21 protein-coding genes and 1 pseudogene are annotated in these 26,016 nt (G+C 69.6%); 12 read left to right on the forward strand and 10 right to left on the reverse strand.

The window, feature by feature from the left end; translation table 11 throughout:
- Positions 1-179: 179 nt before the first annotated feature.
- Positions 180-1,148: a Clp protease N-terminal domain-containing protein gene (locus ACMTAK_RS04200; RefSeq protein ID WP_413804871.1), complete on the forward strand. Its 969-nt coding sequence runs from the start codon at positions 180-182 to the stop codon at positions 1,146-1,148.
- Between the two features lie 459 nt (positions 1,149-1,607).
- Here the strand turns inward: ACMTAK_RS04200 and ACMTAK_RS04205 are convergent, their stop codons facing one another.
- From ACMTAK_RS04205 to ACMTAK_RS04220, 4 genes are all read right to left on the reverse strand, one after another.
- Positions 1,608-2,966, reverse strand: coding sequence for a carotenoid oxygenase family protein (locus ACMTAK_RS04205; protein ID WP_413804872.1), 1,359 nt, complete (start codon positions 2,964-2,966; stop codon positions 1,608-1,610).
- A gap of 90 nt (positions 2,967-3,056) precedes the next feature.
- Positions 3,057-3,494 carry an SRPBCC family protein gene (locus tag ACMTAK_RS04210; protein ID WP_413804873.1) on the reverse strand — a complete coding sequence of 146 codons (438 nt, stop codon included), beginning with the start codon at positions 3,492-3,494 and terminating at the stop codon, positions 3,057-3,059.
- The gene (locus ACMTAK_RS04215) at positions 3,491-5,002 is read right to left on the reverse strand and encodes an MFS transporter (protein ID WP_413804874.1); all 1,512 of its coding nucleotides are present in this window, start codon (positions 5,000-5,002) and stop codon (positions 3,491-3,493) included. The genes ACMTAK_RS04210 and ACMTAK_RS04215 overlap by 4 nt, the downstream gene beginning before the upstream one ends.
- Before the next feature lie 137 nt (positions 5,003-5,139).
- Positions 5,140-5,706 carry a TetR/AcrR family transcriptional regulator gene (locus ACMTAK_RS04220; RefSeq protein ID WP_413804875.1) on the reverse strand — a complete coding sequence of 189 codons (567 nt, stop codon included), beginning with the start codon at positions 5,704-5,706 and terminating at the stop codon, positions 5,140-5,142.
- A gap of 189 nt (positions 5,707-5,895) precedes the next feature.
- Here ACMTAK_RS04220 and ACMTAK_RS04225 point away from each other — a divergent pair, with 189 nt between their 5' ends.
- Entirely contained in the window at positions 5,896-6,171 is a 276-nt protein-coding gene (locus ACMTAK_RS04225; protein ID WP_413804876.1) for a recombinase family protein, read from the forward strand.
- A 251-nt stretch (positions 6,172-6,422) separates the two neighbouring features.
- On the opposite strand, the gene ACMTAK_RS04230 is transcribed toward ACMTAK_RS04225, so the two are convergent.
- A complete protein-coding gene (locus tag ACMTAK_RS04230; protein WP_413804877.1) occupies positions 6,423-6,962 on the reverse strand; it encodes a phenolic acid decarboxylase in 540 nt (179 codons plus the stop codon).
- 140 nt (positions 6,963-7,102) lie between these two features.
- On the opposite strand from ACMTAK_RS04230, the gene ACMTAK_RS04235 reads away from it, so the two are divergent.
- Both ACMTAK_RS04235 and ACMTAK_RS04240 read left to right on the forward strand, forming a co-directional pair.
- On the forward strand, positions 7,103-7,648 hold the full coding sequence (locus ACMTAK_RS04235; protein WP_413804878.1) for a MarR family winged helix-turn-helix transcriptional regulator: 546 nt from the start codon (positions 7,103-7,105) through the stop codon (positions 7,646-7,648).
- Positions 7,649-7,823: 175 nt separating this feature from the next.
- Positions 7,824-8,336, forward strand: coding sequence for a putative immunity protein (locus ACMTAK_RS04240; RefSeq protein ID WP_413804879.1), 513 nt, complete (start codon positions 7,824-7,826; stop codon positions 8,334-8,336).
- 230 nt (positions 8,337-8,566) lie between these two features.
- Here ACMTAK_RS04240 and ACMTAK_RS04245 read toward each other — a convergent pair whose 3' ends face one another.
- Positions 8,567-9,487: an alpha/beta hydrolase family protein gene (locus ACMTAK_RS04245; RefSeq protein WP_413804880.1), complete on the reverse strand. Its 921-nt coding sequence runs from the start codon at positions 9,485-9,487 to the stop codon at positions 8,567-8,569.
- A gap of 1,132 nt (positions 9,488-10,619) precedes the next feature.
- Here ACMTAK_RS04245 and ACMTAK_RS04250 point away from each other — a divergent pair.
- From ACMTAK_RS04250 to ACMTAK_RS04285, 8 genes and pseudogenes are all read left to right on the forward strand, one after another.
- Positions 10,620-11,567: pseudogene (locus ACMTAK_RS04250) on the forward strand (arabinofuranosidase catalytic domain-containing protein); the annotation flags it as partial.
- A 61-nt stretch (positions 11,568-11,628) separates the two neighbouring features.
- Entirely contained in the window at positions 11,629-13,272 is a 1,644-nt protein-coding gene (locus tag ACMTAK_RS04255; protein ID WP_413804881.1) for a glycoside hydrolase family 27 protein, read from the forward strand.
- Positions 13,269-14,705, forward strand: a complete 1,437-nt coding sequence (locus tag ACMTAK_RS04260; protein WP_413804882.1) for a glycoside hydrolase family 43 protein — start codon at positions 13,269-13,271, stop codon at positions 14,703-14,705. Before ACMTAK_RS04255 ends, ACMTAK_RS04260 begins: the two co-directional genes overlap by 4 nt.
- A 187-nt stretch (positions 14,706-14,892) precedes the next feature.
- A complete protein-coding gene (locus tag ACMTAK_RS04265; RefSeq protein ID WP_413804883.1) occupies positions 14,893-16,254 on the forward strand; it encodes an ABC transporter substrate-binding protein in 1,362 nt (453 codons plus the stop codon).
- 38 nt (positions 16,255-16,292) lie between these two features.
- A complete protein-coding gene (locus ACMTAK_RS04270; protein ID WP_413812793.1) occupies positions 16,293-17,168 on the forward strand; it encodes a carbohydrate ABC transporter permease in 876 nt (291 codons plus the stop codon).
- Entirely contained in the window at positions 17,158-18,102 is a 945-nt protein-coding gene (locus ACMTAK_RS04275) for a carbohydrate ABC transporter permease (protein ID WP_413804884.1), read from the forward strand. The genes ACMTAK_RS04270 and ACMTAK_RS04275 overlap by 11 nt, the downstream gene beginning before the upstream one ends.
- A 50-nt stretch (positions 18,103-18,152) precedes the next feature.
- Entirely contained in the window at positions 18,153-20,084 is a 1,932-nt protein-coding gene (locus tag ACMTAK_RS04280) for a hypothetical protein (RefSeq protein WP_413804885.1), read from the forward strand.
- Positions 20,085-20,185: 101 nt separating this feature from the next.
- The gene (locus tag ACMTAK_RS04285) at positions 20,186-22,237 is read left to right on the forward strand and encodes a right-handed parallel beta-helix repeat-containing protein (protein ID WP_413804886.1); all 2,052 of its coding nucleotides are present in this window, start codon (positions 20,186-20,188) and stop codon (positions 22,235-22,237) included.
- On the opposite strand, the gene ACMTAK_RS04290 is transcribed toward ACMTAK_RS04285, so the two are convergent.
- From ACMTAK_RS04290 to ACMTAK_RS04305, 4 genes are all read right to left on the reverse strand, one after another.
- Positions 22,174-22,899 carry a FadR/GntR family transcriptional regulator gene (locus ACMTAK_RS04290; protein ID WP_413804887.1) on the reverse strand — a complete coding sequence of 242 codons (726 nt, stop codon included), beginning with the start codon at positions 22,897-22,899 and terminating at the stop codon, positions 22,174-22,176. The genes ACMTAK_RS04285 and ACMTAK_RS04290 overlap by 64 nt on opposite strands.
- Before the next feature lie 337 nt (positions 22,900-23,236).
- Positions 23,237-23,812 carry a hypothetical protein gene (locus ACMTAK_RS04295; protein WP_413804888.1) on the reverse strand — a complete coding sequence of 192 codons (576 nt, stop codon included), beginning with the start codon at positions 23,810-23,812 and terminating at the stop codon, positions 23,237-23,239.
- Positions 23,809-25,206, reverse strand: coding sequence for a hypothetical protein (locus ACMTAK_RS04300; RefSeq protein WP_413804889.1), 1,398 nt, complete (start codon positions 25,204-25,206; stop codon positions 23,809-23,811). Before ACMTAK_RS04300 ends, ACMTAK_RS04295 begins: the two co-directional genes overlap by 4 nt.
- On the reverse strand, positions 25,203-26,012 hold the full coding sequence (locus ACMTAK_RS04305; protein ID WP_413804890.1) for an ABC transporter ATP-binding protein: 810 nt from the start codon (positions 26,010-26,012) through the stop codon (positions 25,203-25,205). The genes ACMTAK_RS04300 and ACMTAK_RS04305 overlap by 4 nt, the downstream gene beginning before the upstream one ends.
- Positions 26,013-26,016: the final 4 nt, after the last annotated feature.

A 26,016-nucleotide genomic window follows, 5' to 3' on the forward strand; every position in this document is an offset into this window, starting at 1 on the left:
TCGACGGCCGGGAGCCGGCGGGCGTACCCGGAGCGGGAAACGCTCAGTTACCACTCATGACAACACCAACGCCGGAGCGTGATGCCCCCTTTCGTCCGCACCGGTGTCCGACTTTCGTCGCACCCGTTTCCGACCGCGGGCTGATGCAACACCCCTGCGGCTCGGCCAGGATCTTCCGCATGACCTCAGACTTCCGCGCCGACCGGGCCCTGCTCACTGCCTTCCGCCCGGTCTACGCAATGCGCCACGTCAGCACACACATCCTGCTGACCTGCATCAGCAAGGACGAACGGGTCCAGGAGTTCCTCGCCTCCTACGACCTCACGACGCACGTGATCCGCAGGGGCATCGGGGAGATGGACGAGGAACCCGGAAAGGTCGAGGTTCCGTTGGCCGAGCAGGAGGACCGCTCGCTCACGCTCAGCACGGCCGGGGCGGCGGCGCTCGCCCGGTGTCAGGAGCAACCGTCCGTGACCGGTCAGGGCGCCGAGCGCTCGCCGGCCGATCTGCTGGCGGCCATCCTGGACGACCCGACCTGCGGAGCGGTGAGCTACCTGAACGGATGCGGGGTCGATGTCGTTGCGCTGCAGCAGGCCGTGCGATCGGGACAGGTCCCTGCCGTGGAGGACGCCGTCCCGCCGGAGCTGCGCTCCACCCGCGACGCCCTGGTGGGCCGCCGCCGCTACAAGCCCCGTGAGCTGGGGCAGTTCTGGACGACACTGCTGGTCAGGGTAATGCCGATCAACGCCGCGGCGCATCCGGTGCTGTGGGCGCGCCTGGAGGCCGGGGAACTCGCCAGACAGCACGGTGGGAAGGTTCGCACCGACGATGTCCTCCTGGGCATGCTGCGGACGTACGCGGTCGCGCAGGCCTACCCGCACCTGGCGAAACAGGCGAAGGCCGACTACGACGGGGGCCGGGTCCTGGTCGAGACCGGGGTGGACCACGAACGGGTGAGTGCGGTGATGTCGAGTGCGGACCTCAGTCAGGACACGGTGCCGCCGCGCGAGCTGCTCAAGGACACGATGGCCGGCGGCACCTCCGCCCTGCTGGACCGGCTGCTCAGCGAGCCGGGCAATCGCAGTGTCCGGCTGTTGGCGGCGCTCGGCGTGGAGCCGGCCGGTCTTCGGCGCCCCGCCGGTTCCTGACCGCTGCTGATTCCCGACAGCGGACACCTGGGCGACCTGAGCTTCGTCCCCGACCTGCGCACCTGGTGCTTTCGCCCCGGCCTGCGCATCAGGCGCGTCCGCTGCGCACCCGGCGTCCACGAGCTCACTTCGGCGCCGGACGGGCGCGCCACCTGGTCGTACGGCCGGGAGCGGCCCGGACATCGGGCGCCGACCGGACAGCGGCGGGTTCATGCCGACCGCGGTCAATTACACGTCGGGCCGCGCGAGCATCTCCACGGCAGGCGGGCGGAAGCGTGCCATCGCAGCAGGGGTCCAGGGAGATTTCGACGCGGCCGCGGAGGAAGGGGTCCCAGTAGTACTCACCGAAAAAACAACGGAGCAGCCCCTGACCTGGCCCGTTGCCGTGGAGTCGGTGGCTCGTTGGGCTGAACGAGTGAATCCGGCGGCGAGAGGGGCGGGCAGATGGCAACGCCCCGGTCAGAGGGTGCTGTCGGGGATCCAGGAGCCGTGGATCATGGCCGGGACGCGGCGGGGGAGATGGACGGTGGCGACCGGTGGCAGGGACAGGTCGGAGGCGTCGAGGACGAGGAGGCGGGAGCTGTCGGAGTTGAGGTCGCTGACGACGGTCAGGAGATACCCGGCGTCCTCGCCCGCCTGTGGGCCGCCTGTTGCCGGGGCGAAGACGGCCTCGCTGGGAAGGCGACCGGTGCCGAGCGGCTTGATCTGGCGGGCGCCGGTGGTGCGGTCGTACTTGACCAGGGCGTGCGTGCCGTCGCCGAGGTCGTCGGGGAAGGAGAGTGCGTACTGGTAGCGGTGCTCGCGGCCGGTGAACGCGTCGTTGATGGTAGGGAATTCGACGGTGAGGTCGTCGGTGTGCTCCTGCGTGACCCGGCCGGTGGCGAGGTCCACGGTCCAGCGCGTGGCGCGCGAGCCGGAGGTGGGCTCGGCACCACGGCCGGGGGCACCGACCCACCAGTTCCAGGAGCGCTGCCACCCCTCGTACCCGACGGCCGGGCCCTCGACGACGATGCGGCCGCCGGCGTCCTCGTAGGCGTTGGCGAAGTGCATGGCGTAGCCGGGCGCGATGTCGAACCAGCGCACGCGCCCGGCGCCGCCCTCGCCGCGCGGCAGGACGCCAATGCGGCCGGGCTGGTCATCGCTCCAGGCATACGGGATGCCGGAGTGCTCGGACGGGTCGAAGGTGACCGACCCTTCCACGAAGACGGCGTGGTGCTCGGTGAGGGCGAAGTCGTGCTTGAGCGCGGCACTGGCGCCCGGGACCTCCTGGCTGTGCAGCACGGTCCCGTCGGGTGAGGAGACGTGGTGGATGAGGAACGGGGGGAAAGGGGAGGAGGCGAAGAAGTGGAGTTCGCCGGTGACCGGGTCCTCCTTCGGGTGGGCGGTCATCGCGGAGGTCAGCTTGCCGCCGAAGTCGAAGGCACCGACCGTCTCCAGCTCCGCGGTCAGCTCGAAGGGCAGGGCGGCCTCGCACAGGGCGAGGAGACGGCCCGCGTGCTCGATGACGTGGGTGCCGGCGGTGCTGGCGGTCAGGTCGGGGCCGTGCTCGGTCAGGTAGGGGGCACCGTCCAGGGCGGGCGTGTGGACCCAGCGGTTGCGGTACCACTCGGCGCGGCCGTCGCGCAGCCGGATGCCGTGAACCATCCCGCTGCCCTTGAACCAGTGTGTGGGGGTGATGCCCGGCTTGGGGTTGTGGCTGTTGCGTATCAGGCGGCCGGTCAGCTCCGGCGGCAGGGTGCCCTCCACGGTGAGACTGGTGGCGGTGATCTCGTCGGCGACGGGGGTGTAATGGCCGGTGAGGTAGGGCTTGGCGGTCATGGCAGGTGATTCCCTTCGGCGAGTGGGGTCGAGGAAACAAGGAGTTCGAGGTGGGGCGGGGCAGCCAGGATGGGCGTTCCGCCGTGGTCTTCAGAGCGGCCAGCCAGCGTTCCAGGGACTGCCGCAGGGCCTGGCCGAGTGCCGCGGGTTCGGCCTCGACGGGGGTTCCGCTCCAGGACTCCTCGGTGCGGACGGTGACCTTGCCGTCGGACCTCTCCTCGAAGGTCCATGCGTGAAGCCGTCGATGCCGTGCTCGGGGCCGCCCCGGACGATGCGGCGCCCGGGGAGGAGCTCCAGCACGGTGGAGGTGATGTCGAGCCCGTGGGTGTGCCGGCGGAAGACGGCCCCGGCCGCGAGCGGGCCGGTGGACTCGGCCCGGGTGATGTCCGGGTTCCACTCGGGCCAGGCCGCGACATCGGTGTGCAGGGCCCAGACGTGGGCGAGGGAGGCGTGGACGGTCGTGGCGAGCCGTACGACGGCCGGAGCGGACTCGTCGATGGGATGGGCGACCGGGGTCTCGGGGGTCATCGGTGGACTCCTTCCGTGGCGTTGCCGTTGGAGGCGCGGGTGGGGGCACCACTGGTGGTCGGGGTTGCGCGGCGGGACAGCAGCGGGGTGAGGGCGGCGGCCGTGGCGGCGATGGCGGCGGCCAGGAGAAAGGCCGCCCGGTAGCCGTGTGCCAGCACTGCCGGGCCGTCGGCGGCGGCACCGGTGAAAGCGGTGGCGAGGGTGCCGAGCAGGGCCAGGCCCACCGCGCCGCCGAGCTGGCGGGTGGTGTTCACCAGCCCGCCGGCCGCTCCGGCATCCGCCGGCCGCACACCGTTCACCGCGGCACCGGTGAGCTGGACGAAAGCTATGCCCAGGCCGAGACCGATCAGTACGGTCGGACCACTCAGGCCCGCCAGAGTGGTGCCCGGTGCGCTGAGGAGAGCAAGCCACAGCAGTCCGGCGGCCTGGGCGATCAGGCCGACGGCCAGGGTGCGGTGCGGGGCAAGGAGGCGGGCCAGGCGCGGGGCGAGTCCCGCACCGAGCATGTTCGCCCCCGCGAGCGGGAGTTGCGCCAGTCCGGCGGCCAACGGGCCCGCGCCGAGCACTTGCTGCTGGAGCAGCGGAAGGAAGAAGAACAGCCCGACCCAGACGGCACCGAGCAGGGCCATCAGGAGATTGGCCGGGGCGACCGGCCCCTGGGTGAGCAGCCCCGGCGGCAGCAGCGGTGCCGGGTGGCGCCGTTCGATCCGCAGGAACATCAACAGCAGCAGTCCGGCCGCGAGAAGCGACCCGAGGACGGGCGGGTCGGCCCAGCCGTAGGTGCGTGCGGCGGTGAGCCCGTAGACGAGGGCGACGATCGCGGCCGTGACGGACAGCGCGCCGAAGACATCGACGTGCGAGCCGCCCACGTCGCCGCGCGGACCACCAGCATCGGCAGGGACCAGACGGAATGTCGCGACGAGGGCCAGGGCCGCCCCGAGCGCGCAGACGTGGAAGATCCAGGGCCAGCCGAACGCCTCGGTCAGCAGCCCGCCGAGCAGCACCCCGGCCGCACCTCCGGCTCCGGAGACCGCCCCCCATACCCCCAGGGCACGGGCGCGGGCGCCGCCGGGCGGGAAGACCCGGACCACCAGGGCGAGCGCGGCAGGTGCCGCCGCGGCGGCACCGACCCCCTGGGCAGTACGGGCACCGATCAGCACCCAGGGAGCGCCGGCCAGCCCGGCGGCCACCGAAGCAGCGGCGAACAGGCCAAGGCCGGCGATGAGGACCCGGCGGGCTCCGACCAGGTCGGCGACCCGGCCACCGAGGAGCAGCAGCGCCCCGAAGGCGAGCCCGTAGGCGTTGACAACCCAGGCCATCCCGCTGTCCGACAGGGCCACACTGTCCCGGAGCTGCGGCAGCGCGACATTGACGACGGACGTACTCAGGACGACCACGAACTGCGCTCCGGCCAGGGCCGCCAGGGCGGCGCCCGGAGCGACCGATCCCAGACCGCTGCCCCTGACGGGTGACCAACCCCGGCCTTGGGCACCCACGATGTGTCGCATGGCTCCCAACCTCTCGCGTATGTGTGGTTAACCACTCACTTCTCAGCTCCGAAAAGGGGCGACCCGCAGTCGATCAATGAGCGCGGGCCGCCCGGCCCGGAATCCCGCCCCGGCGTGACGGGCCGTGTTCGCCGACCTCAGTAGTGCGTGATGCCGACGGCGAGCGTGCGCGCCCAGGGCCCGTCCGCCGTTTCCACGTCGAGCGAGACGAGGAGATGGCAGAGCATCCCGACCGCGAAGAACTCCTGGACCTGCCGCTCGTCGCCGCCGGAGGCGCCGCGCACGTACTCCACGACACGGGCGTACCCCGCGCGGATCGCCTCGCGGATCGCCGGCTCGGAGACCGCGGCCGCTTGAGCGTGCAGCTGGACCAGAAGCAGGTCGTTGTCGCTGATCAGCCGGGCGTACGCATCCCCCATGGAGTCCAGGACCAGCTCGGGCGAGCCGCCCTTCGCCTCGGCCGCACCGCGCTCCAGCGCGGCACGGACCTGGACAAAGCAGTGCTCGACGACCGCCGCGAACAGGGCTTCCTTGTTCGGGAACAGCCGATACACATACGCCTGGGAGATGCCGGCGGCCTTGGCGACCTCCGTGGTCGTGGTCCCGAAGTACCCCCGGGCCGCGAAGGCGCCGATCGCGGTGCGCAGCACCGTCTCGCGACGCTCATCGGCGGTGGAGAGCCGGCGTTGCCGTTCCGTCTGCATGTGAGTAATAAACCACTCATACTTTGGGGGCGTCAACCCTCACCGAACACGCAACTCGCTACATCACGCTCCGATACCCGCCCCGCGGCCACCGTCCGGAGGCCTGGCCGCCGCCGCCAACCAAGATCAACCCTACTTGCCCCGAGTGTCGCCAAACGTTCCTTTGACGACGGGGAGTCCGCCCGTCCAATGAACCTGTGCAATCCGGGGGTTCGAGGCTCGACCGACCAGCAGTCGACCGCCCGGCAGAACCTCGTCCTGGACGAGGCCGGGATCGAGGACCCCGTCGCCTTCGAGGAAGACCCGGGAACCTCCAGCCGCCTCCACTCTCTACAGCGGCCGAAGTTCCGCGAACTGCTCACGTACGCGCGGCCGGGCGACACCGTCCACATCTCCGAGATGTTCCGCCTCGTGCGCGGCACCGGGCACATCCTCGACGTGCTCGACGTCCTGCACGCCGGCTGAGGGACATCGCCACACAGCTGCGCGAGGCAGCGGAGGTCTACCGCTGCTGGGCTCGCACACCGACCGAGCACAGCAACCGCGATATCGCGGCAGAGCACAAGACCATCTGCGATCGCGCCATCGAACGAGACGTACCAGGCGTCGTCGAGGCGCTCGGCCAGCACATCAACATCGCCGTCCAGCCGGCAAGAGCGACGCTCGACAGGGGGCGGCGGCGCGGGGCTCATGGGCGTCGCGCCGTCGCCGCCCTTTCAGTTGACGCGGTCGGCGAAGCCCTCGGGCAGGCCCTCGGGGCCGACCGCGATGACGCTCTCGTCGTTCTCGCCAACGTGCTCGAACAGGGTGATGCGGGCGAACTCCGGCACGACGTAGATCGGGTAGGTGGGGCCGGCGTCCCGGTAGGCGCGCATCTCGCCCAGGTGCTCGTTCTGGAAGAGCACCGTCCTGGAACCGTCCCGCTCGATCCACTGCGGGAAGAAGATGGTGCCGTGCAGGACGCGCCGGCCGGGCAGCACGTTGACGACGACCGAGGTGCCGGTCGGCTCGTTCCAGGAGATCTTGTAGACGTCGTCGGCGAGTCGCACCAAGTCGACCTCCTGGTCCTTCACCCAGCGTCCACCGACCATGCCCGAGTGGATGCGGTAGTCGATGGTCGTGGCGTTCTTCACGTACATCTCGTACTGCCAGCCGTTGGCGTAGGTGTAGATGAACCGGTGCCCGGTGATCCCGGACAGGTCCTGCGGCGGAACGGGGCTGTCGACGGTGGTCGGGGTGTCGTACCCAGTGGTCATGGCGTTGCTCCTTGCTGTGCTTCGAGCAGCGGCCCCCCGACGTGCGGTTCAGGCCGGCCCGGTTCCGCCGCTCTGAAACTCATTTTGTCACAAAATTAGTTTGTGACAAAATTATACAGCGGCACTCCATAATGGGAGGCATGGGTAACGCGGACGGAGCGCACGGAACAGAGAAAGCGACGGGCGGAAGGGGCAACTGCGGTCCGCCCGAAACTCCGGAAGCAGCCCGGGTCGCTGCCGGACTGGGCGGGCTGCTGGGGCCGTTGCGTCGCGCCGTACTGCGTGCCACCCGCAACGCCGAAGGTCTGCCTGACCTGCCGGAGGCGCAGATCGAGCTGCTGAGGGCGCTGTCCTCGTCGTCCGAGGGCCTCAGCCCCGGCGCGGCGGCCACGCGAGTCAGGGTGGCGTCGTCCACCGTGAGCAACCTGGTCCGGACGATGTCCGCCGCACGGCTGGTGGAACGGGTCCGACCCGAGCACGACCAGCGGACCGTGGTGCTCACCGCGTCGGGCGAAGCCCTGAACCTGCTGGAGCGCTACGACCGGGCCAGCACTGCGGCCCTTACCCGTGTGGTCGAGGAGTTGTCCGAGGCCGACCGGGTGGCGCTGGATAAGGCACTGCCCGCCCTGGACCGGCTGGTCACCGCCCTGGAGACCGCGGAGGGCGCCGGTGGCGATGCGCCCTGATGCCGGGTCGTCCGGACCGGGACTGAACACCGGGCCTCGGTGTCCACCGCTGATGGTCGTCAGACGTCGCCCGGCTGATGAGCACTCTGGATCACTCCCTGCGCCAGGCGGCTGACCGGTCGGCAGGGCACACCGCAGGGAGTCGCGCCAATGCGCTCAGGAGGGAACGCACGTCATGATCTTCCCAAAGGTCCGTGACCCTCGTCTTGTGACGATCCGTCGTGGTGGGACTCTCACTGATGCGAATCACCGGCTCCTCGCTCTATGGGCTGCCTCGTGTGCGGAGCACGTACTTCACCTCTTCGAGTCGGCCCAGCCCGGGGACCCACGACCGCGCCAGGCGATCGAGCATGCGAGGGCCTGGGTACGTGGTGAGGTCAAGATGATGCAGGCTCGTGCGGCGGGTGGCCATGCGATGGGGGCAGCCAGAGATTTGCGTGGGGCAGCACGGCATGCCGCGTACGCCGCCGGCCAAGCCGGGGCGGTCGCCCACGTTGCCGCGCACGAGCTCGGCGCGGCCGCCTACGCGATCAAGGCTGCACGTGCCGCGGCGCCGGAAGGCCGCAGCGAGGCCGCAGGGCGGCTCGAGTGCCAGTGGCAGCGTGATCAGCTCCCGGAGGCAATCCGCAAGCTCGTACTTGATGACCAGAGGTTGCGCAACGACATCTGTTGGTCGGTCTTCGACTGACTCCACCGCCGCTTCGCCTGCGGCCCGCCAGACCGCCGCGCTCCTCCCCCGCCGCCCCGACAGGCCGGTGGAGCGTGCAGCACCTGCCCGCGCCCGTCAGCGATCCCGGGCGGCGGAGGGCGCGGTGGTCCTCTGGGTGGACGAGAACCCCCCAGATCCAGGCACTGGACGACCGACCAGCCCAACTCCCGCGCCACGCCCTGGATCTGGGGAAGCTCTGGCGCAGAACCCTAGGTGAGGGCCGCTTGCCAGGAGGTACCGTTGCTGGTGGCGTCGCTTCGCAGGCGGTCGCGGGCGGCGGTGTCGCCGTACAGGCTCCAGCGGAACCAGTCCAGGAAGGTGTTCTGGGTCTGGGCGTAGTACCGGTAGTCCGGGGTCAGGTACTGGCCGTGGTCCGCCCCGACGTGAGTGAGGAACGCCTTGGGCGACGGAAGCTCCGCGTACGCGGCGCGCGCCGAATTGTAGTCGCAGGTCGGGTCGTGGTCACCGTGGATGAACAGCACATTGGCGTGGAGGCCGGCGGGGTTGCCCATGTCCACGCAGGCGACCGGGACGGCGGCGACGATGCGGTTGTCCGGCCAGGCGGTGAGCAGGCCGTGGGTGGTCATCCCGCCCATCGAGTGACCGGACACCCCGACACCGGCGCGGGTGTCGATGTGCCCGGCGAACGGGTCGCCCGAGGTGTTGTTGAGCGCCAGTGTCCGGGTGAGGACCTCGGAGACGTCCTTCGACCAGTTGCCGTTGTAGACGCTGCCGATGTTGGTGTTGTCGGAGAACGAGGGGGCGGGGCAGATGAAGCCCGCGGCGGCCAGATCGTGGGTCTGTGAGGAGTAGCAGTCGGAGTTGCACCCCATGCCGTGGCTCCATTCGGCGATGGGGAAGACGCCGTTGGCGATGGGCGCGTTCGGGATGGGGTTGCCGCCCGCGGTTCCGGAGGCCGGGTAGAAGATCTTCGTGTTCAGTTGGCGGTTGCCACGCGACCAGTAGAACTGGCGCACGCCGATGGCGAACTGCGCGGTGGGTGCCTGCCGCGGTGAGGCCATCCGCGGTGACAGGGTGCCGGCGGCCGCGCTGCTGCCGAGCAGGGACATGCCCGCGCCCGTGGCCGCGGCCGCGCCGAGGCCCAGTAAGGTACGCCGTCGCATCGACATGGGTGACTCCTTGTTGTTGTAGGGGTGAGCAGGGCACATGGGCGCGGTGCACCAGCGTGAGAGGGAATCCCGCAGAGGTTGCTCAGGGGGTCGGACCAGGTGGCACATGCTGCTGTCGCAGATGCCCCAGTAGTCCGGCGCACCGCGGAAGTTGCTGGTAAGGAAGTCCTCGAGTGCGGACCAGCTCTGCGGAAGCCCGCGACCAGTCGGAGAAGCTGGTGCAGGCCATGCTCCGGCCACGCGCCGTGTTCGCGGTCGGGTCGGCCGGAGACCCGCCACCGAATGTCGCCTGTGTCCTCGGTAACCAGCACGGCGGCAACACATGGGGGCCTTACCTGTACGCGCCGAACAGGAAGCAACGGCAGATGCCCCCAACGGGCGTCAGTCCGGCGGTGGAACGGCCGCCACCGCCGGAGGCGCGAGTCCAGCGGCAGGGCGAAGTGGCCGCCGTCCGGGGTGGTGATGGCCGTCGCGGTGCGACCGGCCCGGCATTGTCGCGCCCGAGACGGTGAGGAAGACGCGCCTGTTGATCGTCATGACATGACCTTCCGGCGGCATGTACGGAGGCGGGAGCGCGGGCACGGGACGGGCAGCAGTGCGCGCCGATACATCCCATGTCCCTCTAGGGGTCCCATGGGATCTTTGGGGCTGTCAAGAGACTTGACGTCGAATGATTCGGGGGCCTGCTGCGGAACTCGGGACGACAGCCCTGTCGCATGGGTGGCGGGAGAGGTCAAACATCACATGTCACCGACGATTCCGCCCGCAGGCCCACCGCCGGACTGCGGTTTTCGTCGCGATCTCCACACCCGTCCGTTGTGCGGTCTTGACAGCCTTCGGGGCTCCCCTATCATCCATCTCTGTCCGGTGTTTCGACAGCAGTTCGAGATATCAAACGACCGCTTCTCGTACCCCACGCCATCCAGCTGACCCGCGGCGCGACATGTCATGCCCCTGATCAGATTCCACCCTCCAGGAGGAGACGGTGCAGTCTTCATTGGTTTCCGTGCCGGGCGGTGTGCCCCGCGGACGCCGTTCACCCACCGCCTTGGCCACGGGCTCGGCGCTGATGTTGATTGCGGTACTGGTGGCGGTGTTCGGCCGGCCGGGGCCGGCGTCCGCCGCCGCCACCGGCCCCTGTGACATCTACGCGTCGGGCGGCACGCCGTGTGTGGCCGCGCACAGCACGGTGCGGGCGCTCTATGGCTCGTACGCCGGCAAGCTGTACCAAGTCAGGCGCTCGTCCGACAACGCGACCAGGGACATCGGCGCCCTGGCGGCAGGCGGCGTCGCCGACGCCGCCGCCCAGGACTCGTTCTGCGCGGGTACCTCATGCGTCATCACCTGGGTCTACGACCAGTCCGGGCACGGCAACAACCTGGGCTACCAGGGGCCGGGCGGAGTCGGTGGCTCCGACACCGCCGCGAACGCGACGAGCGAATCGCTGACGGTCGGGGGCAACAAGGCCTACTCGCTGTACATCAATCCCAGGAACAGCTACTGGCGTGACGGCCACACGACGGGCGTCCCCACCGGCAGCGCGCCTGAGGGCATGTACATGGTGACGAGTGGTACGCACGTCAACGGCGGCTGCTGCTTCGACTACGGCAACAGCGAGACCACCCGCAAGGCCGACGGCCCCGGAGCCATGGACGCGATCAACTTCAGCACGCAGTGCTGGTTCGGCGGATGTTCCGGGAACGGCCCATGGGTCCAGGCAGACCTCGAATGGGGTCTGTACTCCGGGGGCAGCCAGTCCTGGAACCCGAACCAGAGGGCCTTCACCAGCAAGTTCGTCACCGCCACACTGAAGAACAACGGGACGACCCGGTTCGCGATCAAGGGCAGCAACGCGCAGTCCGGGAGCCTGACCACCCTGTACGACGGCTCCCTCCCCGGTGGCTACAACCCCATGAAGAAACAGGGGGCCATCATCCTGGGCAGCGGCGGTGACTGCTGCAACGGCAACACCAACCTCAGCGCCGGCACGTTCTACGAGGGAGCCATGGTCTCCGGCTACCCCTCCGACCAGACGGAGAACGCCGTGCAGGCCAATGTCACCGCGGCGGGCTACCGCTGAACCGGGGCGCTTCCCCGTTCCCGATGACCACTGCCCCCCCCATCCGAGAAGGAACCATCTCGTGTCAAAACCACGCGGACGATTACTCCGCTTCCTCACGGCTGCCGCGCTGATCGGCACCGTCTTCACCACGGCCTCGGGCCACTCGGCCGCCCAGGCCGCCCCGGGCAGTCCGGCGCTCACCCCGCCGCTGGGCTGGAACAGCTGGAACAGCTTCGGGTGCGGGGTCACCGAGGCACAGGTCCGGCAGGCCGCCGACGCGATGGTCTCCTCGGGCATGCGGGACGCCGGTTACCGATACGTGGTGGTCGACGACTGCTGGTTCGACCCGCAACGCGACACCGCGGGCAACTTGCGGGCCAACCCGACAAAATTCCCGAGCGGGATGAAGGCGCTCGGGGACTACATCCACGGGAAGGGCTTGAAGTTCGGCATCTACCAGGTGCCCAACGAGCGCACGTGTGCGCAGGGCGGGGGCAGTTACCCGGGGTCCACCGGCAGCAAGGGCCATGAGACCCAGGACGCTCGCACGTTCGCCTCGTGGGGTGTGGACTACCTCAAGTACGACTGGTGCTCCTCCGCCGGCACCCAGGACGAGCAGGTCGCGCGGTTCACACTCATGCGCGACGCGCTGCGCGCCACCGGGCGCCCGATCGTCTACAGCATCAACCCGAACAGCTACCACGCCATCACCGGCGACACATACAACTGGGGCGAGGTCGCCGACCTGTGGCGGACGACCGAGGACCTGCTCGACATCTGGCAGAACGGCAACAGCAACAGCTACCCGATGGGCGTGGGCAACGTCGTGGACGTCACCGCGCCACTGGCCGCGCAGTCGGGTCCGGGCCACTGGAACGACCCCGATATGCTCGTCGTCGGCCGCCCCGGGCTGTCGCTGACCGAGTCCCGCTCCCACTTCGCCCTGTGGGCGCTGATGGCCGCGCCGCTCATGGCGGGCAACGACATCCGCACCATGTCGGCCGATGTGAGCGCGGTCCTGCGCAACCCGCGCCTGCTGGCGGTGAACCAGGACCCGCTGGGCGCGGGCGGACGCAGGGTGCGCGACGACGGAGACACCGAGGTGTTCGCCAAGCCCCTGTCCGACGGCTCGGTCGCCGTGGGCCTGTTCAACCGGGGGAACAGCACGGCGACCGTCACCGCCACGGCGGCGCAGGTGGGCCTGTCCGGCGGGTCGTTCACCCTCACCGACCTGTGGACCGGCGGCACATCGAGCACGACCGGACAGGTCTCGGCGAGTGTGCCCGCACACGGCGTCGCCGCGTTCCGGGTGACCGGCGGCACTCCGCTGGCCGCCACCACGTCCCGGCTGCGCGGTGACGGGTCCGGCCGTTGCCTGGACGTGGAGAACGCCTCGACCGCGGCCGGGGCGAGGGTGCTGATCCGGGACTGCCACACGGCCGCCGGCCAGCTGTGGACCACCTGGGCCGGCGGCGAGATACGCGTCTTCGGTGACAAGTGCCTGGACGCCTACGACCAGGGCACCGTAAACGGCACACGCATCATCACCTGGCCCTGCAACGGACAGGACAACCAGAAATGGACACTCGACGCGAACGGTTCGATCCGCAACGTCCACGCCGGCCTGTGCCTGGACGTCGATCAAGCCGGCACCGCCAACGGATCGCCGCTGATCCTGTGGACCTGCAACGGTCAGGGCAACCAGAGGTGGACCCGCGTATGAGGCGACGACCACAGCCCACTCGTACGAGACTCACGCGAGCGGTCGCCTGGGCGGCTAGTCTCCTGCTGGCCTTCGTCCTCGCGCCCGCAGCGGTGCATCCCACGGAGGCCAGGGCGGACAACCCGATCGTGCAGCACGTCTACACCGCCGACCCCGCGCCTTTGGTCCATGACGGCCGCGTCTACCTCTACACCGGGCACGACGAGGACAACTCGACCGACTACACCATGAAAGAGTGGCGGGTGTGGTCCTCCGCCGACATGGTCAACTGGACCGACCACGGCTCTCCGCTCAGTGTGGCCTCCTTCAGCTGGGCGTCCGCCAACGCCTGGGCGGGCCAGGTCGTCAACCGCAACGGAAAGTTCTACTGGTACGTGCCGACAACGGAGCGCGCGACCGGCCGCATGGCCATCGGCGTGGCGGTGTCGGACAGCCCCACCGGACCGTTCCGCGACGCCCTCGGCCACCCGCTGGTCGGAAACGGCGAGATCGACCCGACCGTCTTCATCGACGACGACGGACAGGCGTATCTGTACTGGGGCAACCCGAACCTGTGGTACGTCAGGCTGAACGCCGACATGATTTCCTACTCCGGCAGCCCGGCCAAGATCCCGCTCACCACGGCGGGCTTCGGCAGCCGCACCGGTGATCCCAACCGGCCCACGCTGTTCGAGGAAGGGCCCTGGGTCTACAAACGAGGCGGCCTGTACTACATCGTGTACGCCGCCAAGTGCTGCTCGGAGTTCATCGCCTACTCCACCGCCCCCGGCCCGACCGGGCCGTGGACCTACCGCGGAACGATCATGCCCACGCAGGGCGCCAGCTTCACCAACCACCCGGGCATCGTCGACTTCAAAGGCACTTCATATTTCTTCTACCACAACGGCGCGCTTCCGGGCGGGAGCGGCTACACCCGCTCGGTCGGCGTGGAGAAGTTCTCCTACCACCCCGACGGCACCATCCCGACGATCAACATGACCAGTACGGGGGCACCCCAGGTCGGCACACTCGACCCATACACCCGTCAGGAGGCCGAAACGATCGCCTGGGAATCCGGGATCGAGACCGAGCCGTCCAGTGAGGGAGGCATGAACGTCGGGTACACCGAGAACGGCGACTACATCAAGGTCAAAGGTGTTGCCTTCGGCGCGGGTCCGTCCTCCTTCACCGCACGCGTGGCCTCGGCGACCGGCGGCGGCGCCGTCGAACTGCGTCTGGGCGGCGCCAACGGAACGGTCGTGGGCCGGTGCGCCGTGCCGAACACCGGCGGCTGGCAGACCTGGACGACGGTGTCCTGCCCGGTCAGCGGCGCCACGGGCACGCAGGACCTGTATCTGCGGTTTGCGGGCGGCAGCGGCTACCTGGTCAACGCGGACTGGTGGCGGTTCACCGCCGGCGCCACCACTGCCCCGCCGGGACGGACAGGCGGGTGATGGCTGACGCGCGGCCGGGCCCCGCCACCGCGACGGCCTCGTCGTGGTGGCGGTGGGCGCGCCGGCCCCGCCTGGCCGCGTGCCGCGGGAACGGGACCGGTTCCGCGGATCAGCCGGAAACTCTGCGCCGTGGCCCGGGCATCGGGCCGGGCAACTGAACCGGAACACCGTCTGAGCGGAGTCGTTCATGACAGCGAAGGTCCGCGCGGTCGGCGCGAAGAGACCGGGAAAGCGACGCGGACGCCTCGGGGCCATGGCCGCGGGCGGCGTGCTCGCCCTGGTGGCCGTTGCCGCCTGCGGCAGCGGATCTGCCGACACGCGGGACGGCTTCCACCCGGTGAAGCAGACAGACGGCACGCTGACGGTGTGGGTCGACTCCTCGCGCCTGGCGGCCGCCGAACTGTACAAGGCCCGACATCCCTCGTTGAAGATGGACATCGTCACGTACGACGGGGATGCCAATGGCTCCAACTACTTGCGCACCAAGGTGGGCCTGTTCAATCGCACCCGCCACGGCTGGCCGGACGTGGTCTTCAGCTCCCAGAACAACGAGACGTCCTGGGCCGTGGAGGCAGGCTTCGCCGCCCCGCTGAACAAGGGGCTGATTCCCAAGTCCACGCTTGCGGGCTGGGCCAAGGGGGCGAACGACCCGTGCACCGTCGACGGGACGCTCTATTGCCTGCGCAACGACCTGGCGCAGACCGTTCTCTGGTACAACGCCGACCTCATGACGAAGTGGGGATACCAGGTCCCCCGCACGTGGGAGGAGTACGAGGCCCTGGGCGAGAAGGTCGCCGCCGAGCATCCCGGCTACCTGATCGGCTCGGCGGGTGACGCGTTCACACCCGAGATCTACCTGTGGGCGGGCAAGTGCGGAGCCAATCACATCACCGGGCCGAAGGCGGTAACGGTCGATACCGGCGGCGCGGACTGCAAGCGCATGGCCGGCCTCCTTGACTCTCTGATCGAGAACAAGACGCTCTCCTTGAGCAGCGTGTTCAGTTCGGACTTCGACAAGAACGCCGCTGACAAGATCCTCATGATGCCAGGCCCGTCGTGGTACGGCGGCTCGCTGTTCCAGGGATCGTTCAAGACTCCGGCTCATCGGATCGCGGTCGCCCCGATGCCCCAGTGGTCCGGGGAGTCCCGTCCGTCCGTCGGCAACGTCGGGGGAGGCACCTGGCTGCTGTCCGCGCACGGTGCGCACCTCAAGGCCGCGACCGCCTTCCTCACCTGGGTGACCACATCGGACGACTACCAGGGCGAGAAGGCTCCCGGCTATCCCGCGTACGCGCCCGCGGCCGGCACCTGGCTGGCCCAGCAGGCGTCCTCCCGGTACTACGCGAACGACATCACCCGTCCTCTGCGGACCGCGGCGGACCAGGTGTGGCCCGGCTGGGGATACGGCCAGTTCAGCCAGGAGGCCATCTGGGCGGCGACCGTCACACCGGAACTGACCGCGGGGAAGAGCGTCGTCTCGACCCTGCCGGCCTGGGAGCGGGCGATCGTGAACTACGCGCGCACCGACGGGTACGAGGTGAGCCGGTGAGCGCGCCGTCCGCGGAAGCCGACCGGGTTCGCCGGCCGATCGCCCGCCACGGCAGGTCGCCGGTCCGTTCCGGCCACGGTTTCGTCGCGGCGTATGTGGTGCTCCTGGTCGCGTTCGGCGTGGTCCCGACCGTCTACGCGGTCTGCTTCGCCTTCACCGACGCGGGTGGCACCTTCGTGGGCCTGTCGAACTTCGCCACGGCCGCGCGGGACTTCCGGTTCGTCGCCGCCGTCGAGCACGTGGGGCTCTACCTGGTGTGCTGGCTCGCCAGCCTGGTGGTGTTCTCCGTCGGCCTGGCCCTGCTGCTGCACCGGCTGGCCGCACAGGGCATGAGCAAGCTGCTGCGCTTCCTCTACTACCTCCCCGGCGCACTGGCGGGCGCGGCGAGCGTGATGGTCTGGCTGTTCGTGCTCGACCCCGCGGTCAGCCCGGTCGGTTTCCTGCTGCGCGGGCTCGGTTTCCCCACGTTCGCCCAGGTCATCGCCCCGTCACAGTTGCCCGTCCTGTTCACCCTGATCGCCTTCTGGACCGGCGCCGGTGGCTGGATCATCGTGATGTACGGGGCGCTGAACAACATCTCGCCGGACGTCATGGAAGCGGCACGGATCGATGGCGCGGGGCCCTGGCGGACCGCATGGCGGATCCAGATCCCGCTGCTGCGCAAGTGGATCGTCTATATGGTGATCCTCGCCTTCGCGGGCGGCACCCAGCTCTTCGTCGAGCCCCAACTCCTGTCGCAGGCCAGCGTCGGGGTCGCCGGACGCGACTACTCGCTCAATCAGCTGTCGTACGACTTCGCCTTCCAGAACAACGACGTGAACACCGCGGCGGCCGTCTCGGTGGAGCTGCTGGTGGTCTCCCTCGTCGTCGCCGGAGTCTTCGTCGCCCGATCGGGGTTCTTCGATGCGGACTGACACCCGGACGACCGCGTCCCCGCCGGCGCCCTACGCGGCGGCACCACGGTTCCGGGGGCCGCGCCGCGCTACCCGCCGCCTTGGCGTCCAGCCGCTGCCCGCCCTGGTGCTCGCGCTGTTCCTGGTCTTCTTCGCGCTCCCCGCGCTGTGGCTGGTACTGGCCGCCACCAAGACCGACAGCCAGCTGGTGCACGGCAACCCGCTGTCCTTCGGATCCTGGCACGCCCTGCGGGCGAATTGGAACGCGCTGATGGGCTACCAGGGCAACGCCGTCTTCCTGTGGCTGCGCAACTCGGCGCTGTACGCGTTCCTTGCCCTGATCATCACCCTGTGCGTGGCGATCCCCGCGGGCTACGGACTTGCGATGACCGAGTTCCGGGGGCGGCGCACGCTGTTGATCGCCACCCTGGTGGTGATGCTCATGCCGAACGCCACACTGGTTGTTCCGCTGTTCCTGGAAGTCAACGCGGTGCATTTGATCGGCTCGATGTGGTCGATCATCCTGCCGTACGCCTACTACCCCTTCGGCGTGTACCTGACCTACATCTACTTCGGTACGGCACTGCCGCGGGATCTGCTGGACGCCGCGAGGCTCGACGGCTGTTCCGAGTTCGACGTGTTCCGCCGCGTCGCCCTGCCCCTGGCCGCTCCGGTCGTCGCCCTCGTCGGCTTCTTCAGCTTCGTGGCGAACTGGACGAACTACTTCCTTCCCTACGTCATGCTGCCCGACAGTCGACAGTTCCCGGTCCAGGTGGGCCTGGGAACTTTGCTGAACGACGTCCCCCAGTTCAACCCCACGGTCGGCTCACTCGCCGTCCAGCGCCCTGAACTGGCACTGGCCACACTGCTGGCGATCACTCCGGTGCTGGTCGTCTTCCTCTTCTCCCAACGCTTCCTGGTGGCCGGCATGCTCGCCGGCGCCACGAAGAGCTGAGCCCCCGCGAACGCCGTGTTTGGGTGCCGTCCTGCCTGAATGGAGACCCGATGCTCCCCGTCATCACAGCCTCGGTGCCGTTGCTGGAGCCACCGGGCTGGGCCATCGCGCAGCGGGCGCTCTTCGACCTGCTCGACGAGGCCTGGCGCCGGTTCGCAACGGACTTCACGGAGGGTGACGGGCGGCTGAAGTACCGCGGCGGCCTGAGTTCCCGCGACGGCGCGGACGACTTCTACGAGGTCTTCTTCAACTGGCCGCAGCTCTACCTGCTCGGCGGGCACAGCGATCTGCTCGCGGCGTCCGAACGGCACTGGGAAGGAGTCACCCGGCAGCTGACCGAGCTGGGCATGCTGAGGGACGAGTTCGAACGGGGCTACGACTGGTTCCATCAGGGCGAGAGCATGCTGCTGTTCTACTTCCTGTGCATGGCCGCTCCCGAACGCTTCTCCCGGCGGGCGCGCCGCTTCGCGGAACTGTACGTGGACCCGAAGTACGGCAACTACGACCGCGCACACCGCATCATCCGCCGGCCGCACAACGGCAGCGACCCGCGGCGCGAGGGGCTGTTCGACGGCGACGCGTATCCCTGGCTTCCCCAGGAAGCCCGGATGTACGGCTTCCCCCTCGAGTGGACGCCGGGGGCGGGGTCCGGCACACCGCCGCCGGCCCGTGACCCGCGGCTGGGCGAGGAGATGCGCCGCAGGATGGGCCACGGAGACACCGCGGTCAATCTGGCCGTGACCGGACTGGTCCTCAACGCCCTGGTCCTCACCGGGGAGGACCGCTACCGCGACTGGATCGCCGAGTACGTGGGCGCCTGGCGGGAGCGTGCGGCTGCCCGCGGCGGCGTCCTGCCGGACAACGTCGCCCCGGACGGCACGGTGGGCGGACTGCTGGAGGGGCGCTGGTACGGGGGTCACTACGGCTGGTCCTGGCCACACGGGTGGTACAGCGTCGGGCATGCCGCCATCACCGCCGCCCTGGCCGGGGCAGCGGCCACGGGCGACGACTCCTGCCTGGACCTCGTGCGTCCCGCCCTGGACGAGATCATCGCCCAGGGCAAGGTCATGGCCTTCACGGACTCGGACTCGAGCCTACGGTCCAAATGGGCCGTCCAACTGGGCGAGGACGTGGTCACACCCACGCTGCATGTGCCGTTCCGGCACGCGGACCGGGGCTGGTTCGACTACAACCCGATGCTGATGGCTGTCCCGATGGCTCTATGGCACCACTCCGCCTCGGCAGCGGACAGGGAACGCCTCGAACGGCTCCGTTCCGCCAGTGGCTACGACTGGCGCACGGTACGCCCCTTCCGCAGCAAGGAGGAGGCCGGGCACGAGGAGCCCTGGTTCGCCTTCCTCAGCGGCGACGCCCCCTCCTACCCGGAGCGGATCCTGGCCGCCGCGCAGGCCCAGGTCCGCCACCGGCTGACCCGTATGGAACGCTTCCGCGGCACCGACGTGCCCGAAGCCGACATCCACCTCTGGCAGCAGTCGAACCCGGTCGTCACCGAGGCCCTGGTACAGCTGACCTGGGGCGCGCCACAAGTCGTCTACAACGGCGGCCTCCAGCAGGCACGAGTGCGGTACTACGACGCCACCGCCGCACGCCCGGGGCTGCCCCCTTCGGTGGCGGCCCTGGTCTCACGCATCGATCCGGAGGCCACCGTCGTCGACTTGGTCAACCTCGATGCCCAAGCTCCGCGATCGGTGATCGTGCAGGCCGGAGCCTTCGCCGAACACACCATCCGAGCCGTCCACCACACCGTCTGTGAGGATCCCACCTGGATCGGCGACCTGTACGACTACGGCCACGGCCACCCCGCCGTCACGTGCGCCACCACCCGGGCCGACGCCCCCTGGCTGCGGGTGGACCTGCCCCGTTCCACCCGGATCCGCCTGACACTCCAGCTCGACCTGCGCACCCGGCCGCCGACCTACCGGACGCCGTTCGGCGGACACGGCCCCGGGGCGACGTCATGAACGCGCCTGAGCCACTCGTCCCAGCACACGGTACGGACCAGCCACCGCTGACCGACTCCGCCCCTTCAACCCCGGGACCAGCCATGCACCGGTATCCAAGAATGGCCCTCGCGGCCCTCGCCGCGGCCGCCACCGCCCTCGCCGTCCTCGCCGCGGCTCCCGCCAACGCCTCGGCCGCCCGCGTCGCCACGATCGTCGTAGCCCCCGAGGGAAGCGACCGTAGCCAGGGCACGGCAGACCACCCCGTGGCCACCCTCGCCCGGGCCCAGCGCCTCGCGCGTGACCTGTCGGACACGTCCGACGTGGTGGTGGAACTGTCCGGTGGCACCTACCGCCTGACGCAACCCTGGAAGCTCAGCGGCGCCGACTCGGGCCGCAACGGCCACACCGTCACCTGGAGGGCGCGGCCCGGTGAGGCACCCGTCGTGTCCGGCGGCCTACGGGTGACCGGCTGGCGTCTCCAGGACGCGGCGTCGAACGTCTACGTCGCGCAGGTGCCGAAGGGCAAGGATTCACGGCAGCTCTATGTGGACGGCGCCCTCGCACCCCGCGCCTCGATCACCATCTCGCGCAGCGACGTCAGGGTGACGCAGACCGGGCTGACCATCGTCAACCCGGCCCTGAACTACCTCGCCTCGCTGCCCCGGCAGAACCGCGTCGAAGTGGAGAGCCAGAACTCCTTCACCGACCGGTACGCGCCCGTGCAGAGCATCAGCGGCACCACCATCACCATGCAGCAGCCGGCCTGGAACAACAACAACTGGGGCTACGACACCATCGCCAAACCCTTCGCCGGTGGCACCCTCCTGCTGGAGAACTCCTACTCCTTCCTCAAGACCGCGGGCCAGTGGTACCTCGACCCGGACGCGGGCCTCCTCTACTACAAGGCACCCGCCGGCCAGGACCCGGGCGACAGCGACATCGAACTGCCGCAGCTCACCTCGCTGCTGCAGATCGGAGGCACCTACGACAACCCGGTCCGGAACATCACCATCGAGGGTGTCCGCTTCGAACACTCCACCTGGCTCCGGCCGGGCACCCCGACCGGCTACGCCAACCAGCAGAACGGCACCTTCATCCCGTCCGCGTACCCCCAGCCCGCCGACTTCCTCACGTCCTGCCAGTCCGGCTGCCCGCTGTTCGAAGGCGCCCGCAACGGCTGGCAGCAGATACCGGCGGCCGTGCAGGTCTCGGCGGCAAGCGACATCACCTTCACCGGGGACACCTTCACCCACCTGGGCCAGGTGGCCCTGGGCATCGGCAACGACGCGAACGCCCACGCCTCCGGTGTCGGCCTCGGCACATCCGGCATCACCGTCCACGGCAACACCTTCATCGAAGACTCCGGCGCGGGCATCGTGGCCGGCGGTGTGCGGCCCGACGCCCACCACCCCTCAAACCCAGCGATGGTCAACAAGGACATCACCATCACGGACAACCTGGTCACACATGTCGCCCAGGACTACAAGGACATGTCCGGCATCCTGTCCACCTACGTCACCCACGCGGTGATCGAGCACAACGAGGTCTCCGACCTCGCCTACGACGGCATCGACGTCGGCTGGGGCTGGGGCGCCAACGACCCCGGCGGCAGCACGGGCTACAGGAACCGCGGCCTGTACAACTACCAACCGGTCTACACCACGCCGACGACGCTCTCGGACAATGTCGTCCGCCACAATCTGATCCACGGCACCAAGAAGGTCTTCCACGACGGCGGGAGCCTGTACAACCTGTCGGCAAGCCCCGGAACCGTCATGGAGGGCAACTACATCTACGACAACCACGACACCGTCGGCCTCTACCTGGACGAGGGCTCCCGCTATGTCGCACTCCGGAACAACGTGATCCAGGACGCCGGCGTGTGGGCCTTCACCAACGCCAGCGGAACCAACAACACCAACGACAGCACGTTCTCGGAGAACTGGTACAACACCGGTGCCACCCAGGTGGCGACCGGCGCACCGCACAACAACGTCCTGAGCGGTAACGTCAAGGTGAGCGGCGGAAACTGGCCGACGAGAGCACGCCAGGTCATGGAACAGGCCGGAATCGAACCCGGACCGCGCGCCGACGCCCGGCAACTCCGCTACGACGCCTCGTCGCCCGCCGGACCCGGCCGACCGGCGGGCTCGTCGTGGTCCAGGTGCTGACGCAGCCACTGCTCCGTCGTGCTCACATGCATCAGCGCCGCGGCCTCGGCCAGTGCGGAGTCCCGGCGCAGCAGGGCGGCGTAGATCGCCTCGTGCTCGGCGATGGTCCGGTCACCGGCGTGGTCGTCGACCATGCCGCGCCAGACCCGGCCGCGCACGGTGCGGCTGGAGATGCCCTCCAGCAGCGTAGCCAGCGTGCTGTTCCCCGCGGCTGCGATCACCGCCCGGTGGAAGGCGGCGTCGTGCTCGTTGAGCAGCTCGACATCGTCGCGGGCGGCCCTCATCGCGTCCAGGTGGTGCCTGACCCCGACGAGGTCGTCGTCGGAGATCCGGGTGGCGGCCAGGCCCGTGGCAACGGGCTCGAAGAGCCTGCGCACTTCGGTCAGTTCCAGCAGGGTGTCACCGTGGAGCAATTCCACCGCCGCGCCCAGCCCCTCGAGCAGCAGCGCGGGCTCCAGGCTCGTCACATAGGTCCCGTCACCCCGCCTGACATCCAGGACCCGCGCGACGACAAGCGCTCTGACCGCCTCACGCATCAGGTTCCTGGACAGACCAAGCTCCGTGGCCAGTTGCTGCTCGGGCGGCAGCTTGGCGCCCGGCGGTAATTCGCCGGACTGGATCAGCTCCCTGATGCGGGCGATTGCCTTGTCGGTCAATGACATAGGCGGACTCCACACTCCCTGCTCGCGCCATGCCACGCTAACAGGACCTCCCATGTTCCAAAAGGGACGGGAAGTCCTTCACGGGCGCCCCGCTCGCCGATGGCCACGCTCCCCTGCCTTCACCTGCAAAGGTGCGTTCCTGCCGACGATCCCTGGTCAGGTGGTTCAACCGCGCTCGAACGAACACATCCCATGTCACGGTCTTATGCGCTGACCGAAGTCCGTCCATCGGACATCTATCTCTGCCGCCTGCGCCACGCTGTTCGATCGGCCCGGAGAATTCACTCGGGCCGGACCAAATGCCCTGACGTGCCCCGGGTCCGGTAGCCCGGGCCGGCTACCGCCTCGGTCCCGCGACGGCGTAGGCCGTGGTGCCGGCGATCGTGAGCACCAGAGCTGTCCAGGTGCCCGCCGCCGTGCCGGGTGGCAGCATCATCCAGGACGCCACCTGCGTCGGCACACTCGTCGGAGGCGGGGCGAAGAACGAGAACGAGAGCCAGGCGAACGGCGGGGTCCACGCGTACTGCCCCCCGCACACCGTCGCCCCGACGGCGGCGAGCCCGATCAGGCCCGCGCTGTCCCGCACGACGAACGCGGCGGTGGTCAGGTCCTTCCCCGTCGCCTGCACCGCCAGCAGCACCACAGCGACGACCGCGCCGGCGAGCAGCACGTGCACCGCCCTGCGGGGCGCCCAGCGGATCGCGGCCGTCCGGTCCAGCGCGAGGTCCTGCCCGCTGAGCCCGGTCGAGAACGCCATCGCTCCCACGGCGAGGCCGAGCGCGGGCATTCGCGGATCACCCGGCCCCCCACCGCCGTCCCGGGCGAGTGCCCACACCGTCACCATGCTGATCATCACTGCGGCCAGTGACGCGGGTACCTGACGCGAGCGCGCGTACAGCGCCAGCCATCTCACCGGTACGCACCGCCGGTCAGCGCGTCGAGTGCGTCTCCCTTGCAGGAGAGCGCGTTGGCGCGCATGGCGTTGATCCGCTGGAGCTGCTTGGCCCGTGGCAGCGCTTTGAGGTCCTTCCACACCGCGCGGGCCTGGGTGTCGACCTCGCGTCGCACGTTCGGTGACCCCTGGCCGGGCGTCGAATTGAGGTCGCCGAGGACCCAGCCCACCGCGACGGTCCGCGCGATGTCCTCTCCCCCCGTGCCGCTCCAGCCGACGGGAGAGCACCCTGGCACCATGCCTTCGGCGATCAAAGCCCGGGTCAGCTCCTCACCCTTCGCGGCGGCGATGATGTCGTCGTCGAAGTCGATCAGCACGGTCTTGCTTGACCACCTCGGCGTGGAACCCTCCGGCTGTACGGCGGTGTTCTCCCGGACCGAGACCGGCGCCCGGCTTCCCAGGGCACCGTGCAGCAGGCGCAGCGCCTTTTTGCCGCGACTCGCGAGGTCGGCGAGTCGTGTCTGGTGGGTCTTGGTCACGCATACCGGGCCATCGCACACCAACTCCGCGGCGGCCTTGTCGAGGACATACATCCGGCGCGGGTCGGAGGGCAGGACGAGCAGGGCGACGGCCGCGCCCGCCAGGACGGGCGTCAGGGCGAGCAGCCGGGTGCGCGGGGTCGCGGCGACCAGCAGCGCGAAGCCCGTCGCGGCCAGGCCGAGCAGCCAGATCGTCTGCCCGACGTGCACGGAGGCGGAGAGCGTGACGAGAGCGTCGCGCACTTCTTCCACCGCCGGTGACAGCAGCGAGACCCGGTTCGGCTCCGAGCTCGGGATCCCTGTCGCCGTGTCCGTCTCGGTCCGTCCCAGCGACATGTGCATGACGGCAGTGAACACGAAGGCGCCCATGGCCAGCAGCGGCGGGGTGAGCGCGGACGGCAGGGCGCGGGCGGCCCCCATGCCCAGCACGGCTCCCGCGACCAGTGAGAGCGCCCCCACCAGCGAGATCGGCAGCCATCCGAGGTGGGTGTACTCGGTGTTGGCGAGCACCTGGACCGCGCCCGCGAGGACGAGCAGCGCGAACGCCGAGGCCAGGGTGAACGCCATCGTGCCCGCCAGCGTGGCGGCGCGGTGCCAGGCGGGACGCGATGTGGTCGTGAGCAGCTCGGATATCTTCGAGCGGTGGTCACGCAGGCCCTGCAACGCGCCGAGCCCCACGGTCAGCGGCCACAGGTAGAACAGCAGGGCGCGGGTCCACAGGGCCAGGGACGTCCACTGGGCGGTCCACGCCGTGGTGCCCCTCCACCATTCGCCGTCCACCAGGTACAGGAACGCCAGCGCGCTCGTCAGGACCACGGTGCCTGCCCAGGGGGCGACGGAGCGCTTCAGCTCGGTTCGCAGGACACGCGTATTCACCAGGCGCCCCTTCCCTGGCCGGGGCCCAGCAGCAGTGCCGAGTAGCCGCGCTCCAGCGGGCTGTCGCCCACGTGCTCGGGGCCGCCCGCCGCGGCCAGGTCGTCCGGGGTGCCCTGGAAGACCAGTCGGCCCTCGGCGAAGAGCACCACGTCGGTGCAGGCGGCGGCCACGTCCTCCACGAGGTGGGTCGAGACGACCACACAGGTGTCCTTGCCCAGTTCCTGCAGCAGCTCGCGAAAGCGCAGCCGTTGCGCCGGATCCAGGCCGGCCGTGGGCTCGTCCAGCAGCAGGATCGACGGGTCATTGACGATGGCCTGGGCGATGCCCACCCGCCGCACCATGCCGCCGGACAGGGTCTTCATCCGCTTGTCGGCACGGTCGGCCAGGCCCACCCGCTCCACGGCGTGCTGCACCGCCGCGGGGATGTCCGCCTTGGGCACCTCCTTCAGCCACGCCATGTACTCGACGAACTCGCGGACCGTGAAGCGCTTGTAGTAGCCGAACTCCTGCGGCAGGTAGCCGATCCGGCGGCGCAGCGCACGGTGCTCACCCCTGCCGCCCGCGGACTCGCCGAGCAGTTCCAGGGTGCCCTCGGCGGGGCGCAGTACGGTGGCCAGAGCCCGGATGAGGGTGCTCTTGCCCGCCCCGTTGGGGCCGAGGAGGCCGTGTACGCCGGTGCCCAGCGACAGGTCGACCCCGTCGACGGCCATCTGCTTTCTGCCGACCCTGACCTTCAGCCCGGTGGCCCGGATCTCCCAGGCGTAGGGCGTCGGCGCGATGTCGGCCGCGCTCACCGCGGGCATCATGTGG

It is taken from the genome of Streptomyces lacaronensis (assembly GCF_047337785.1).
GTDB classification, from domain to species: domain Bacteria; phylum Actinomycetota; class Actinomycetes; order Streptomycetales; family Streptomycetaceae; genus Streptomyces; species Streptomyces lycopersici.